The 15,459-nt window shown below is 60.0% G+C and carries 10 protein-coding genes; 7 read left to right on the forward strand and 3 right to left on the reverse strand.

Annotated features, from left to right (window positions below; genetic code table 11):
- Positions 1–29: 29 nt before the first annotated feature.
- The gene (locus tag ACSHXH_RS00340; protein ID WP_435669758.1) at positions 30–1,292 is read right to left on the reverse strand and encodes a glycosyltransferase family 4 protein; all 1,263 of its coding nucleotides are present in this window, start codon (positions 1,290–1,292) and stop codon (positions 30–32) included.
- A gap of 150 nt (positions 1,293–1,442) precedes the next feature.
- On the opposite strand from ACSHXH_RS00340, the gene leuS reads away from it, so the two are divergent.
- The 6 genes from leuS to ACSHXH_RS00370 all read left to right on the forward strand — a co-directional run bounded on the left by leuS (position 1,443) and on the right by ACSHXH_RS00370 (position 10,422).
- Entirely contained in the window at positions 1,443–4,025 is a 2,583-nt protein-coding gene (gene leuS / locus ACSHXH_RS00345) for a leucine--tRNA ligase (RefSeq protein ID WP_435669759.1), read from the forward strand.
- Complete coding sequence (lptE, locus tag ACSHXH_RS00350) at positions 4,012–4,506, forward strand: LPS assembly lipoprotein LptE (RefSeq protein ID WP_435669760.1); 495 nt, start codon at positions 4,012–4,014, stop codon at positions 4,504–4,506. The genes leuS and lptE overlap by 14 nt, the downstream gene beginning before the upstream one ends.
- Entirely contained in the window at positions 4,503–5,528 is a 1,026-nt protein-coding gene (holA, locus tag ACSHXH_RS00355; RefSeq protein ID WP_435669761.1) for a DNA polymerase III subunit delta, read from the forward strand. Before lptE ends, holA begins: the two co-directional genes overlap by 4 nt.
- Positions 5,529–5,566: 38 nt before the next feature.
- Entirely contained in the window at positions 5,567–6,151 is a 585-nt protein-coding gene (locus tag ACSHXH_RS00360) for a glutathione S-transferase family protein (protein ID WP_435669762.1), read from the forward strand.
- A 152-nt stretch (positions 6,152–6,303) separates the two neighbouring features.
- Entirely contained in the window at positions 6,304–9,072 is a 2,769-nt protein-coding gene (fdhF, locus tag ACSHXH_RS00365; protein ID WP_435669763.1) for a formate dehydrogenase subunit alpha, read from the forward strand.
- A 150-nt stretch (positions 9,073–9,222) separates the two neighbouring features.
- Positions 9,223–10,422, forward strand: coding sequence for a hydantoinase/carbamoylase family amidase (locus ACSHXH_RS00370; RefSeq protein ID WP_435669764.1), 1,200 nt, complete (start codon positions 9,223–9,225; stop codon positions 10,420–10,422).
- Positions 10,423–10,543: 121 nt separating this feature from the next.
- Here the strand turns inward: ACSHXH_RS00370 and ACSHXH_RS00375 are convergent, their stop codons facing one another.
- Positions 10,544–11,245 (reverse strand): response regulator transcription factor, encoded by a 702-nt coding sequence (locus tag ACSHXH_RS00375; protein WP_435669765.1) that lies wholly within the window; start codon positions 11,243–11,245, stop codon positions 10,544–10,546.
- Positions 11,242–13,128 (reverse strand): PAS-domain containing protein, encoded by a 1,887-nt coding sequence (locus tag ACSHXH_RS00380; protein WP_435669766.1) that lies wholly within the window; start codon positions 13,126–13,128, stop codon positions 11,242–11,244. Before ACSHXH_RS00380 ends, ACSHXH_RS00375 begins: the two co-directional genes overlap by 4 nt.
- Positions 13,129–13,335: 207 nt before the next feature.
- Between ACSHXH_RS00380 and ACSHXH_RS00385 the strand changes: the two genes are divergently transcribed.
- Positions 13,336–15,309, forward strand: a complete 1,974-nt coding sequence (locus ACSHXH_RS00385) for an AMP-binding protein (RefSeq protein WP_435669767.1) — start codon at positions 13,336–13,338, stop codon at positions 15,307–15,309.
- The last annotated feature ends 150 nt before the right edge of the window (positions 15,310–15,459 follow it).

The following is a 15,459-nucleotide window of genomic DNA, read 5'->3' on the forward strand; positions in this document are numbered from 1 at the left end:
CACAGTCCCTATCTACCACTTGTCCAGTTTCAGTCGCGCGGCCGGCGCACCGGGGTGGCTTTGGCAAGAGTATCCACCCAGTTAAGCTGTTTTGGAAGGCAAATGCGCTCCAGATCATAGGTCGCTTGCGCGAATCGGCGGGCATTTGCACCGAGTGCCGCCCTGCGTTCTGGCGACTCTAGCAGGGCACAGGTTTCGTCTGCCAACGTGGCGCGGTCGAAGAAGTCGACCATCACGCCGGTCTGGCCGTCCTTGATTGCCTCGTGCACGGGGGCCGTGTCGGATGCGATAATCGCACATTCGGCGCTCATGGCTTCGAGCAGGGACCAGGACAGTACGAACGGATAGGTCAGGTAGATGTGCACCCGGCTGACCTGAAGCATCGACAGGAACGTGTTATAAGGCACGCGCCCCAGAAAATGCACGCGCGCCCAATCGGCGTCAGAGATTTGTGGGCGCACTTCGTCGATGAAGATCTGTTTCCACGTCTTGCCCTTGGGCGGTTTGGCCCCGTAACTGGTGTCATCGCCGCCCAGCAGCACCACCTGAGCCGACGGGCGACGACGCAGAAGATCGGGAAGGGCCCGCATGAACACGTGATATCCGCGATACGGCTCAAGGTTGCGGTTGATAAAGGTCACGACTTCATCGTCGCGGGTCAAAACGCGGCCGTCGGGCAATGTCAGCGCGGCGGCAGGGTTCGGAACGACATAGGTGGTGTCGACGCCGTCATGACAAATGGTGATCCGGTCGCGGTGATGGTCGGGATAGGTGCTCGCCTGAAACTGGGTTGGGCTGATGCCCGCGTCCATCACCTCTTCATGCAGGCGGTTGTTCAGGTTCTTCATCCGCAGACGCAGCGGATCGCGGTCTGGTGTCCGGCTTGTGAATTCGGGGTCAAAGTCGGTATGGCCTGCGCCGTAGCGGTGGTAAAGCTCGCAATACAACCCAAGGCGCGCGTCGGGCCAGACGTCCTTGAGAAACAGGCTTTCGCCCCAACCGTGATGCGCCAAGATCACATCGGGGACAAACCCCTTGTCCCGCAGCGCAACGGCGGCTTCAAAGCAGGCAGTTCCGCGCAAAAGTTTGGTTTCAAAATCGGTCAGCCACGGGTGGACACCCGGCGTACTGTTGCCCGTGACCTCATAGGGCAGGATCGCGATGCCGCTCCATTTTGACGGTTCTTTGACCTTGGGAGTCAGAACGACAACCTGATCGCCCCGCTTGGCCAGTGCAGGGCCAAGATGTTTGAATTGGCCGGGGAAATTCTGGTGGATCAAAAGGAGTTTCATCAGCCTGCGCAGTGTGTTCCAGCAATTCCTTTTGGTATGACTGCAAAAAACAGGCATCACAATGGCGCAGTTGGGGGCGGGACTGGACGATCCTGTGGCATCGGCCTATCACGCTGGCAACAGAAGATGCACACCCGAAGGACACACCTCATGTCGCGTTATGACCCCTCTGTCATTGAATCCAAATGGCAGGCCGTCTGGGACCAGCAGAACACGTTTCGTGCCGTGCGGTCAGACGACAAGCCCAAATACTACGTGCTTGAGATGTTCCCGTATCCGTCGGGCCGCATCCATATCGGTCACGTGCGCAACTACACGATGGGTGACGTGATCGCGCGCTACAAGATGTCCACCGGGCACAATGTGCTGCACCCGATGGGGTTTGATGCCTTTGGCATGCCTGCTGAAAACGCCGCGATGGCGTCGGGCGGGCACCCCAAGGATTGGACCTATTCCAACATCGACACGATGGTCAGCCAGATGAAGCCGCTGGGCTTTGGCCTTGATTGGTCGCGCATGTTTGCGACCTGTGATCCCGAGTATTATGGCCAACAGCAGGCCTTGTTCCTGGATATGTTGGAGGCCGGTCTGGTCTATCGCAAAAACGCGGTGGTGAACTGGGATCCGGTCGATATGACCGTGCTGGCGAATGAGCAGGTGATCGACGGCAAAGGCTGGCGATCCGGTGCCGAGGTAGAGCGGCGCGAGCTGACGCAGTGGTTCTTCAAGATCAGCGACATGTCCGGCGAATTGCTTGACGCGTTGGACGGTCTGGACGATTGGCCCGCCAAGGTAAAGCTGATGCAGGCCAACTGGATCGGCAAATCGCGCGGTCTTCAATTCGCGTTCTCGACCATTGATGCGCCGGACGGGCATGACCGGATCGAGGTCTACACCACCCGCCCGGACACTCTCATGGGCGCGAGTTTTGTCGGCATTTCTCCGGATCACCCCTTGGCCAAGCATCTGGAGAAGGACAATCCGGAACTGGCTGCGTTCAACGCCGAGTGCCGTAAGGGTGGGACGACCGAAGAAGCGTTGGAAAAGGGCGAAAAGCGCGGCTTTGACACTGGGCTGCGCGTACGCCATCCATTTGATACGGCTTGGGAATTGCCGGTCTATGTGGCGAATTTCATCCTGATGGATTACGGCACCGGCGCAATCTTTGGCTGCCCGGCGCACGACCAGCGTGACCTTGATTTCGCGCGCAAATATGGCCTGCCCGTCACCTCGACCTACGCCCCTGTTGCGGACGCAGGTGCGGTCCTGCCCGAGGATGGTGGCGATGCCTATGTGCCGCCGAAAACTGACCGCGTGGTCTATGTGCGCGGCTTTGCCGGTGAGACCGAACAGACCGGGCTTGAGGGCATCGACAGCGCCATCGACTTTTGCGAGCAGAACGGGATTGGCCAAGGTGTGACCAAGTTCCGCCTTCGTGATTGGGGCCTGAGCCGCCAGCGCTATTGGGGCTGCCCGATTCCCGTCGTGCATTGTGACGCCTGCGGTGTGGTGCCCGAGAAGAAAGAGAACCTGCCCATCGCGCTGCCCTACGATGAGGACGGCACTGCGATTGATTTCAATGTTCCGGGCAACCCGCTGGACCGGCATCCGTCCTGGCGCGCTGTGCCCTGTCCAAGCTGTGGCAAGCCGGCCTCGCGTGAGACCGACACGATGGACACCTTTGTCGACTCAAGCTGGTACTTTGCCCGCTTCACCGCCCCGCGTGCCGACACGCCCACGGATATGGCGGATGCCGAGTATTGGATGAATGTCGATCAGTATATCGGCGGCATCGAACACGCGATCCTGCACCTTCTGTATTCGCGCTTCTTTGCGCGGGCGATGCACATCACCGGGCACCTGCCCGAGAAATGCAAAGAGCCGTTCAACGCGCTGTTTACGCAGGGCATGGTGACGCACGCGATCTACCAGACCAAGGGGGCGGATGGCCGTCCGGTTTATCACTACCCCGAGGATGTTGCGCTGCGGGACGGTAAAGGCTTTTTGAAAGACGGGACCGAGGTTCAAATCATCCCTTCGGCCAAGATGTCCAAATCGAAGAACAACGTGGTCGATCCGGTTGCCATCATCCAGCAATACGGGGCCGACACTGCGCGATGGTTCGTGCTGTCCGATTCGCCTCCCGAACGGGATGTGGAATGGACGGCCTCGGGCGCCGAGGCCGCATCAAAGCATCTGGGCCGTGTCTACCGCATCGCAACTGAGGCGGCAGAGGCGGACGAGGCACCGAACGCAGAGGATGCCGCGCTGCTGCGCGAGATGCACAAGGCGATTCATGATGTGACACTTGGGGTCGAAAGCTTTGGCTTCAACGCGTCGATCGCGCGGCTTTATGCCTTCACCAATGCGCTGTCGAAATCCAAGGCCGGGTCGGATGCGAAACGTCAGGCGGTCAAGACATTGGCCCAATTGATGTCGCCGATGACCCCGCATGTGTCCGAGGAGATATGGGCTTTGCTGGGAGGCGAGGGCCTCATTGCCAATGCACCTTGGCCGGTGGCTGATGCGGCGATGATGGTCGAAGACACCGTTACGCTGCCCATTCAGGTGAACGGCAAACGCCGCGACGAGATCACCGTCCCCAAGGATATGGGCAAGGACGAGGTTGAAAAACTGGCGCTGGCGACCGATGGTGTGAAACGTGCGCTGGATGGCGCAAGCCCCAAAAAGGTGATCGTGGTGCCGGGTCGGATCGTGAATGTGGTTGCATAGACGCCAAACGCTGTTTGCTTTTGCGGCGCTTTTCGCGGGGGCGGCCTGCGGGTTTACGCCTGCATACGGCCCCGGCGGTAACGCGTCTGTTTTGCAAGACAATCTTCGGGTCGCAGTCCCAGACCGGCGGGACGGCTTTTTGATGTCGCAACGCTTGGAAGACCGGTTCGGTCGCAATGATGCGGGGCGGTATCTTCTGACCGTGACGACACTCCTTCAGCGGCAAGGACTTGCCACCTCGGTCGAGGGCACAACCAACCGGTTTCAGCTAACGGGTCGCGCGGATTATGCGCTTAAGGATCTTGAGACAGACACAGTTGTCCGGAAGGACAGGGTCACGGATTTCACCGGCTTTTCGGCCACAGGATCAACCGTTGCCACCTTGGCCGCGGAACGCGATGCAACCGCGCGGCTGATGGTGATCTTGGCCGACCAGATCGTGGACCGGTTGGTGATCTCGGCAGATGGCCTGCCCGAATGAAACTGTCCCCGCGCGAAGCGTTCGGGTATTTTGGCAAGCCCGATCCGGCCAAGACCGGCATCCTGATCTTTGGCGAAGACGCAATGCGCGTGGCACTCAAACGGCAGGAACTGATCGCGGCGCTGATCGGCCCCGAAGGCGAAAGCGAAATGCGCCTGACCCGGATTCAAGCTGCAGAGCTGCGCAAGGAGCCCGCGCTTTTGGGTGACGCAATCAAAGCAGTTGGATTTTTCCCCGGACCGCGCGTGGCATTTGTCGAAGATGCCAATGACACGATTGCCAAACAGGTCGCGGCGGCGATCGAAGATTGGCAGCCGGGCGATGCGCAGATTGTTGTGACCGGCGGGCAGCTGACCGCCAAATCGGCATTGCGCAAACTGTTTGAGAGCCACCCCAACGCCTATGCGGCGGCACTGTATAATGATCCGCCCAGCCGGGCCGAGATCGAAGCAGAACTGACACGCGCCGGGCTTGCGCGGCCGGATGGCGCGGCGATGGAGATGCTCACATCCCTATCGCGCGAGATTGATCCGGGGGATTTCCGCCAGACGCTTGAGAAAATCGCCCTCTATAAACTGGGCGATGCGACGCCACTTACACCGGATGAGGTGACGTTGTGCGCTCCGGGATCGACCGAGGCCGATCTGGATGATGTGCTCAACATCGTGGCTGATGGGCGCACAGGTGACATTGGCCCCGTGATGGCACGGCTTGAAGCGCAAGGCACGGCAGCGGTGACGCTTCTGATCATGGCAACGCGGCATTTCCGGGCGCTGCACGTTGCAGCATCAGATCCGGGTGGCGTGGGGCAAGGTATGGGGCGTTTGCGTCCGCCGGTCTTCGGTCCGCGCCGGGATCGCATGTCGCGGCAGGCGTCCGGTTGGGGCATGTACCGGTTGGAGCAAGCGTTGCAGATGTTGCTTGAGACGGATCTGTCGCTGCGTTCAGCGGGGCAGCACGGACCAGCGATGGCGATTGTCGAGCGCGCGTTCATCCGCTTGGCGATGCTTGGGCGCAGATGAGGCGTGCCGGGCCAAAGCCCGGCCTTTGGGGGGGGACTATGTATAAACTAGTTGGAAATCGTGCGACGCGGGCATTCCGGCCCTTGTGGCTGCTCGAAGAACTGAGTGTGCCGTACCAGCATATCCCGGCCGCGCCGCGCTCCGACGAGGTGCGCGCGCACAGCCCTGCGGGCAAAGTGCCCGTGTTGGTCGACGGGGACCAAGTGATTGCTGATTCCATGGCGATTGTGACCTATCTGGCGGATAAGCATGGCGCGTTTACCCATCCGGCGGGCACAGTCGCACGGGCGCGGCAGGACGCCTGGACGTTTCGGGTGTTGGACGAGGTAGACAGCGTCTTGTGGACGGCGGCTCGGCACAGCTTCATTTTGCCCGAAGACCAACGTGTGCCTGCGATCAAAGACAGCCTTAGGGTCGAATTTGCCGGAAACATGGATCGCATCGCGGATGAGATGACGTCGGACTGCCTGACAGGCGATGATCCGACCGTGCCGGATATCCTGCTGGCACACTGTCTGGGCTGGGCGCGGAATGCCAATTTCCCAGATGCGCCTGACGTGTTGGTGGCGTATCTGCGCCGCCTTCGGGACCGGCCCGCGTTTCAGCGCGCGGCGGCGCTGTAATACAGGCTTTCGAAACTGCATCTCGCGCCCCTTGGGAGAGAATTGTGCACATCGGAAACTGCTCGGACGCAAATCTGCGCCAAGGTGTCGGGATTGTTGATCCCGTGTTGCCCCCGAATGCGGTTAGAGTGTGGGCGACAAGGGAGACTGCAATGACCGACACGATCCGCTTTACCCTCGATGGGGCAGAAGTTGAGGCCCGCGCTGGCGAGACCATTTGGGAGGTCGCCAATGGCCGTGGTCTGGTGATCCCGCACCTGTGTCACAAACCGGCGCTCGGCTATCGCCCTGACGGCAATTGCCGCGCGTGTATGGTCGAGGTTGCGGGCGAACGTACCTTGGTGGCGTCGTGCATCCGCGAACCTGTTGAGGGCATGGTGGTCACCACAGACTCTGCCCGTGCCACATTAGCGCGCAAGATGGTGGTCGAGATGCTGCTGGCGGATCAGCCCGAACGGGATGCCGCGCATGACAAGTCCTCGCATCTTTGGGACATGGCCGATGCGACGGGCGTATCGGAAAGCCGTCTTCCGACCTTGGATGTAGAACGGATTCCGCTGCTCGATGACAGCCATGTTGCGATGCGGGTGAACCTTGATGCCTGCATCCAATGCGGTTTGTGCGTGCGCGCCTGCCGCGAGGTACAGGTCAATGACGTGATCGGCATGGCCGGACGCGGGCATGATGCCTATCCGGTGTTCGATTTCGACGATCCCATGGGCGACAGCACCTGTGTGGCCTGCGGTGAATGTGTGCAGGCTTGCCCCACGGGCGCACTGATGCCCGCGACTGTGCTGGATGACGCGCAAGTGGGCGACAGCAAAGATTACGACAAAGAGATCGAAAGCATTTGTCCGTTCTGCGGTGTGGGTTGTCAGGTCAGCCTTAAGGTCAAAGACAACCGCGTTGTCTATGTCGAGGGGATCAATGGGCCAGCCAACGAAGGGCGACTCTGCGTCAAAGGGCGGTTTGGGTTTGACTATATTCACCACAAACACCGTCTGACGAAACCGCTGATCCGGCGAGATGATGCGCCCGCAAAGGGGCTGAACGTCGATCCGGATAACTGGCAGGAGGTGTTCCGCGAGGCGTCTTGGGACGAGGCGTTGGACTTTGCCGCAAAGGGACTGAAAGGGCGCGGGCGTGAAGTGGCGGGCTTTGGGTCCGCCAAGTGTACGAACGAAGAAGCGTATTTGTTTCAGAAGTTCATCCGTCAGGGATTTGGCCATAACAACGTCGATCACTGCACGCGGCTGTGCCATGCCTCGTCCGTGGCGGCGCTGTTGGAGAATGTTGGGTCGGGGGCTGTGACGGCCACGTTCAACGAGATCGAAAATGCCGATGTGGCGATTGTGATCGGGGCGAACCCGGTGGAAAACCATCCGGTTGCCGCGACATATTTCAAGCAATTCGCCAAGCGCGGTGGCAAACTGATCGTGATGGATCCGCGCGGGCAGGCGTTAAAACGCCATGCGACGCATATGCTGCAATTCCGGCCGGGCGCGGATGTCAGCATGCTCAACGCGATCATGCATGTGATTGTCGAGGAAGAGCTGTTCGACCGTCAATATATCGAGGCCTATACCGAGAATTGGGAGGCCGAGAAGGCGCATCTGGCGGATTTTTCGCCCGAGAAGATGGCCGATCTTTGTGGCATTGATGCAGAGACGCTGCGCGCTGTGGCGCGGGACTTTGCGACGGCCAAGGCGGGCATGATTTTCTGGGGAATGGGCATTTCGCAGCATATCCATGGCACCGATAATTCCCGCTGCCTGATCTCATTGGCGCTGATGACCGGACATGTCGGGCGCCCCGGCGCCGGATTGCACCCGCTGCGCGGGCAGAACAATGTGCAGGGCGCATCCGATGCCGGACTGGTCCCGATGTTCCTGCCGGATTACCAGTCTGTGATGGATGATGGCGTGCGATCTGCCTTTACGGATGTCTGGAAGTCGGGCGATTTCTCGAACCAAAAGGGCCTCACCGTGACCGAGATCATGGATGCGGTGCATGACGGGGACATCAAGGCGATGTATATTCTGGGCGAAAACCCTGCCATGTCGGACCCCGATGTCGAACACGCCCGCGATGCCTTGGCCAATTTGGACATGCTTGTGGTGCAGGACATCTTCCTGACCGAGACCGCAAACTATGCCGACGTGATCCTGCCCGCGAGCGCCTTTGCAGAAAAGTCCGGCACCGTGACCAATACCAACCGACAGGTGCAGATGGGCCGCGCGGCGGTGACACCGCCCGGTGAGGCGCGCGAAGATTGGGCGATCACGACCGAACTGGCGCGCCGCTGTGGCATGGATTGGGACTATGACAGCCCGGCGGATGTGTTTGCGGAAATGAAGCTGAACATGCGGTCGCTGGAGAACATCACCTGGGACCGACTTGAGGCGCAAAACGCGGTCACCTATCCGTCGCTGTCGCCGGAAGACCCCGGTCAGGCGATTGTGTTCGGCGACGGCTTCCCCCGTCCTCACGGGCGTGCACGGTTCACGCCTGCATCGGTGATTGCACCCGATGATGTGCCTGATGCTGAGTACCCGATGATCCTGACAACTGGTCGGCAGCTTGAACATTGGCACACCGGGTCGATGACGCGCCGGTCTGCTGTGTTGGACGCGGTCGAACCGGAAGCGAACTGTTCGCTGCACCCTTCGACCTTGCGCAAGCTTGGGGTGGAACCGGGCGGTCATGTGCGCCTGACCACCAAGCGTGGCACCGTCGTCGTGATGGCCCGCGCCGACCGCGCGGTGGCCCCGGACATGGTGTTCCTACCCTTCGCCTATGTCGAGGCGGCAGCGAATATCTTGACCAATTCGGCGCTTGATCCCTATGGCAAGATCCCCGAGTTCAAGTTTTCGGCCGTGCGGGTCGAGGCAGCGGATCTCGGGGCGGTTGCGGCGGAATAGATACATAGAGCGCTGACGCGAAAAGGTTTTCTTGGCCACGGGCTTGCGTCGCGCGGCATAGACACGTTTTCTACTGTGGCGCTTTTGAGGATGTGTCGCCTGAGACGACGTTGCTTTGGCGTATTTGGAAAAAGAAGAAGGACATCTGTCATGCTCCCGATCCAGCCAGCGCGCTTTCTGGAAGACCTTCACAACTTGCGGGGGTTCGGCGCTGCGGGCCTTGGCAAAGGTGTGGTGCGTCCGGCTTATTCCGAGGCGGATATCGCGGCGCGGGGGTGGTTGGCGGCACGTATAACAGAGGCGGGATTGCGCGTGCATGTCGATCCTGTCGGATCGGTCTTTGGCTTGGCTGAAGGGCCGTCGCTTTTGCTTGGGTCGCATTCGGACAGCCAGCCGGAGGGTGGATGGCTGGACGGAGCTTTGGGAGTGATCGCGGCGCTGGAGATTGCACGGGCGGCGCGTGAGGCCGGTGGACCGGCAGTGTCGGTTGTGTCCTTTCAGGACGAAGAGGGCCGGTTCGGCGTGACCACGGGCAGCGCGGTTTGGTCGGGCAGCCTGACGCTAAAGGCCGCGGACCTTCTGGTTGACCGGGACGGTGTGTCGTTTGGCGCGGCGCGCGCATCTATGCCGGGGCGGTCAGAGATGTTTGTCGATCCTTCACAGTTTTCTGGCTTCCTGGAGATGCATATCGAACAGGGGCCGGTTCTGGACCGCGAGAGCGAGGCGATTGGTGTGGTCGATGCCATTGTTGGCATTCGGGACATGAAGATCACGTTTGAAGGTGAACAGAACCACGCGGGCACCACGCCGATGCAGGGGCGACGGGATGCGTTTCAGGCGGTGTCCCGGTTCAACACGTTGTTGGCTGACAGGTTTGCCAATGTGGTCACGCCGCGCACGGTTTGGACCATTGGGCATATAAGCCTGCACCCCAACGCATCGTCTATTGTGCCGGGTCGGGCCACATTTTCAATGCAGTGGCGTGACGGTGATGCGGACCGGCTTGGCCGGATGGAGCAGATCATCCGTGACACCGCGCAGGAGGTTGCATCGTCAGGCGGTTTTGAGCTGAGGTTCGGGCCAATGCTGGGGCTTGAACCTGTGAAGATGGACACTCGGCTGCGCGGGGCGCTCGAAACCGCGGCAGAGGCCGAGGTGCCGGGGCGCTGGCGCGTGATGCCATCGGGCGCGCTACACGACGCAACCAACCTGTCCGGGCTCATGCCGGTGGCGATGCTGTTTGTGCCGTCAATCGGTGGGATCAGCCATGCGTTTGGTGAAGACACAGCTGAGGCTGATCTGGTCACCGGGCTTTCGGTTCTCGCTGGGGCCGTTGCCGCTTTGGGGTAGTCCGGCGTTTCGTGCTATCGTCATCCCTTTGGGGTCAGGGCACATGGCATCGAGATAACAGCCATGCTGTTTGCAGGGGTTTTGTCGGCGTTGCGCTGGGTGATGGGGATTTGATGAGGCGTCAGGCCCATGTCACGTCGCCCAGAAAGATATACCCGGCACCGTAGATCGTCTTGATCAGGCGGGGGTTTTTCGGGTCTTCGCGCAGTTTTGTGCGTAGGCGCGAGATACGCACATCCATCGCGCGATCAAAGCTGTCACCTGCGGCCCCACCGAGTGTATCCTGCATGTAGTCGCGGGTGATCAGGCGGTTGGGGCTTTCCAGAAAGAGCCGCAGCACCTCGCCTTCGGCATGCGAGAACGGGGTTTCTGCGCCGGTTTCATCTTGCAAGGAATAGCGATCGAAGTGAGCGATCCAGCCGTTAAAACGAGCGGTCTGGCCAGTCGGGGCTACCGCCGTTCGCGTGCGCAGACGGGCACGGACACGGGCGACAACCTCGGCCGGATCAAACGGCTTGATAATGTAATCGTCAGCACCCAGTTCCAGCCCGGTGATCTTGTCCTGCACCTGCGCGCGTCCCGAGATGATGATGACAGTGGCCCCTTGTTCAAGCGCCAATCGATGCACAAGGCTGAGGCCGTCGCGGTCGGGCAGGCTCAGATCGACAAGGCAGACATCGGGCGTCGTGCGGCGCAGCGCCAGTTCGAATTCCCCGGCGCGCCCAAAGCTGAGCGTGTCATAGCCTGCGTCCTGTAGCGCTTCGGATAGCATGGTGCGGATTGCGGGTTCGTCATCCAGAATGGTGATCAGTGGCTTGCTCATGTCGGGTTGGCCTCGTGGCCCAGAAACGCGGCCAGAACGGATTTGGAAAAGGGTTTGCGCAGCACGGCGGCTTTCGAGGCGGCGTCCTTGTGGCGTGGGTCGGTGGCGGGCAGCGATGTCATCAGATGGACAGGTTTCTTGGGCAGGGCAGTGACAAGCTCTGTGCCCAGGGTGAGTCCTTCCAGGGAAATATCCGAGAGCACGAAGGCAATGTCGGGCACGCCTTGCGCCAAGGCCAGAGCTTCGTCTACGGAGGTGGCTTCGATCACGCTGTGGCCCAGACTTGTGAGCATTTCACGGATCGTGGCACGCAGATCCCCGCTGTCTTCGACCAGAAGGACCAGTTCGTTGGTCAGATGGCGTGCGGCGTGGCGCAAGGGCAGGCGTAGGGTGACGCGGGCGCCGGTGCCTGTGTTGCCGACCTGAAGCTGCCCACCCGCCAGTTTGGCGGTGTCATAGACCATGGACAGGCCAAGCCCGGACCCGCCATCGCCCTTGGTGGTGAAGAACGGATCAAGCGCGTGTTTCAGGGCATCCTCGGAAAACCCGGTTCCGGTGTCTTCGACGGTGAAGTCGATCCATGTATCGCGGATCTCGGACGCGGTCAGTCGGATGCTGCCCGTGCCGGTGCACGCGTCGCGCGCGTTGAGGATGAGGTTCAGCAGGCTGTCCTGCAATTGGCCGGCATCAAGCAGCGCCCGTTGGGTGATGGATGTCTCGAAACTCAGGCTGATGCTGTCGGGCAGCGAAGGGGCCGCCAGCGTGTGCAGATCGGACAGAAACGTCGCCACATCCAGCGGTTCGGGTCGCCAGGCACGATGGGCGGTTATATCGGCGATTCGGTTCAGAAGATCACCCCCCCGACGGGCGGCTTGCAGCGTGGCGGTGATCAGCGGGTCGGCATCGGGTGGCAGGTCCATCCGGGCAAGTTTCGACTGCATGCCAAGGATAATGGTCAGCAGGTTCGAGAAATCATGGGCAAGGCCAGAGGTCAGCTGCGCGGCCATTTCGCGGCGGCGGGTTTGCTGAAGTGCTGCGCGCGCTTGGGTTTCTTCCGTCACATCCATCGACAAGATGTAGACGCCGTTTTCAGATTCGTCCGGCGTAAAGGCGACGCGGATGCGGCGGGAACTGCCGATGTCAGTAAATTCAAAGGTCGAAGGATCGCCCGCCAAGGCCATCTGAAGGTGCGGCAAAACACGGGCATAGGCATCGGCCCCCAGCGCCTCGGAGATGTGCAGGCCGACGATTTTCGACGGACGCCCCGGCATGACGTTGGACAGGCGGCGGTTTGAAAACGTGTAATGCCCGGCGCTGTCCACATGCGCGATATGGGCGGGCATCATCTCGGTGGTCAACCGGGTGCGCGCTTCCATTTCCCTCAGTTCGCGCTGTGCTTCTTCAAGGGCCGAGACAGTGGCAGCCAGTTTGCGGTTGGTGGCGGCCAGTTCCTCTGATCGGGCCAGCACCTCTTCGGACAAAAGTTCGGACCGGGTGCGCAAAAGCTGCTCCTGCGACTTGACCTCGGTGATGTCGGTATAAACCGTAACCCAACCGCCTTGAGGCAGGGGCGCGCCTTCGACGCTGATTGTGCGGCCATTGGCGCGGCTGCGTTCCATGTAATGGGGTTGAAACGCGCGGGCTTGTTCAACGCGGGTGCAGATGAAGCTTTCGAAATCGTCGATCTCGCCATATTCGCCACGTCCGGCCAGATGACGGATTGTGGCTTCGAAATCGGCACCCGGTTTGGTGAGCGTGTCGGGGAGATTGAACATCTCGGCAAAGCGGGCATTGCAGGCGGCCAGCTTCAAGTCGCTGTCATAAATCGACAAGGCCTGTCCGATCAGGTTTAGCCCGGCTTGAATGAGCGCGTCGGTTTGCATGCGAAAACCTCCGAAAATGGTTCCGTCCCCTTCTGGCTAGCATTGGATGGGCGCGGGGCAAAGTCTGGCGGAGCACCTGTTACAATTCGTAAGGATTGTGAAAACTTCAGGAAAAAGTTGACGGTCAACCTGCCATCTGTCCAATCTTGGGACAGAGTCGCGCAAAGCGGCCGGTTCGGGTTCACCCGGGCATAGGGAGGAAACGTTTTGGCATATTTGACCGAGGGCGCAGAGGGTCTGCGCTCGGTTCCTGCGTTATTGGCGCGCAATGCTTCGCAGTTTGGCGGTTCGCCCGCCTACCGCGAAAAGGAATATGGTATCTGGCAAAGCTGGACCTGGGCCGAGACCGCCAAGGAGATTGAGGCGCTTGCGCTGGGATTGTTGAACCTTGGTGTGAACGAGGGCGATTTTATTGCCGTTATCGGGCGCAACCGCCCGTACCTGTACTGGTCAATGGTGGCCGCACAGCGCGTCGGCGCGATCCCTGTGCCGCTTTACCAAGACGCGGTGGCCGAAGAAATGGAATATGTGCTCGACCATTGCGGCGCGCGCTTTGCCATTGTGAGCGACCAGGAGCAGGTCGACAAGGTCATCGAGATTCAGGACAAGCTGCATCAGTTCGAGCATATGATCTATCTCGATCCGCGCGGATTGCGGAAATACGATCATTCGCATCTGCATCAATTCAGCCATGTGCAGAACCAGGGCCGCGCCGCCCATGACGAATTCATCAAGGAGTTAGAGGCGCGCACAGCCAAGCTGGAGTATGACAGCACCTGTGTGATGCTTTACACCTCTGGCACGACCGGAAAGCCCAAGGGGGTGGTCCTGTCGAACCGCAACATCATCGAAACCGCCAAAGCCTCGTCTGAATTTGACCATCTGAAGGTGGATGACGAAGTGCTGGCCTATCTGCCGATGGCGTGGGTGGGCGATTTCATCTTTTCCATCGGACAGGCGTATTGGTCGGGCTTTTGCGTGAACTGTCCCGAAAGCCCGGAAACGATGATGACCGATCTGCGCGAAATCGCACCGTCCTATTATTTTGCCCCGCCACGGGTGTTCGAGACGCAGCTCACCCAGATCATGATCCGCATGGAAGACAGCGGCACGTTCAAGAAAAAGACGTTTGACTATTTTATGGAACACGCCCGCAAGGTGGGGCCAGCGATCCTTGATGGGCACGATGTCAGCGCGTTTGACCGACTGAAATACCGTCTGGGCGAATTCATGGTCTATGGGCCTTTGAAGAATGCGCTGGGGTTTTCGAATGTCCGGGTCGGGTATACCGCCGGTGAGGCGATCGGCCCCGAGATTTTCGATTTTTATCGCGCCTTGGGTATCAACCTCAAACAGTTATACGGCCAGACCGAAGCGTCGGTGTTCATCACCCAGCAGCCTGATGGCGAAGTGCGATCGGACACTGTGGGCGTGCCTAGCCCCGGGGTCGAAATCCGCATCGCGGAGAATGGTGAGGTGTATTACCGATCGCCGGGTGTGTTTGTGGAATACTACAAGAACGCAGAATCGACCGCAGATACCAAGGATGCCGAAGGCTGGGTCGCCACCGGGGATGCGGGTTTTATCGAAGAAGCCACCGGGCATCTGCGGATCATCGACCGTGCCAAGGATGTGGGCGCGATGGCCAATGGTGCGATGTTCGCGCCGAAATACGTTGAGAACAAACTCAAGTTCTATCCCAACATTCTGGAAGCGGTTGTGTTCGGGGCAGGCCGCGACCGCTGCACTGCGTTCATCAACATTGATCTTGCCGCCGTCGGCAACTGGGCCGAGCGCAACAACATTGCCTATGCATCCTATCAGGAACTCGCTGGTCACCAGCAGGTGTTGGACACCATTCAAGCCCATATCGAAGAGGTCAATGCCAGCATTGCGCAAGATCCGATGTTGTCGGGATGTCAGGTGCACCGCTTCCTTGTGTTGCACAAGGAACTGGATGCCGATGATGGTGAGCTGACCCGGACGCGCAAAGTGCGCCGCAAAATTATCGGCGAGAAGTTCGATGATCTGGTGACGGCGCTGTATGAAGGGGCCTCCAATATCTACACCGAAACAGAAGTGACCTATGAAGACGGTCGCAAGGGCAAAATCTCGGCAACGCTGGAAATCCGCGACGCCAAGGTGGTGCCGGCAACAGCGCAGAAATTGGCGGCAGAGTGATGGGCGTGCGTTTTGACAGCAAAATGGCGCGTGCCAGCATTGGTCAGTCGGACGCCGCTGGTCCCAGAATTTTATGGGGAGAGCTGAGAATCTTCGTACGAAGATTCTCGAACACCCCTAATAAATTGTTGACCCCGATGGCCTGCGCCG

This window comes from Marivita sp., assembly GCF_051251565.1.
Taxonomy (GTDB): Bacteria; Pseudomonadota; Alphaproteobacteria; order Rhodobacterales; family Rhodobacteraceae; genus Marivita.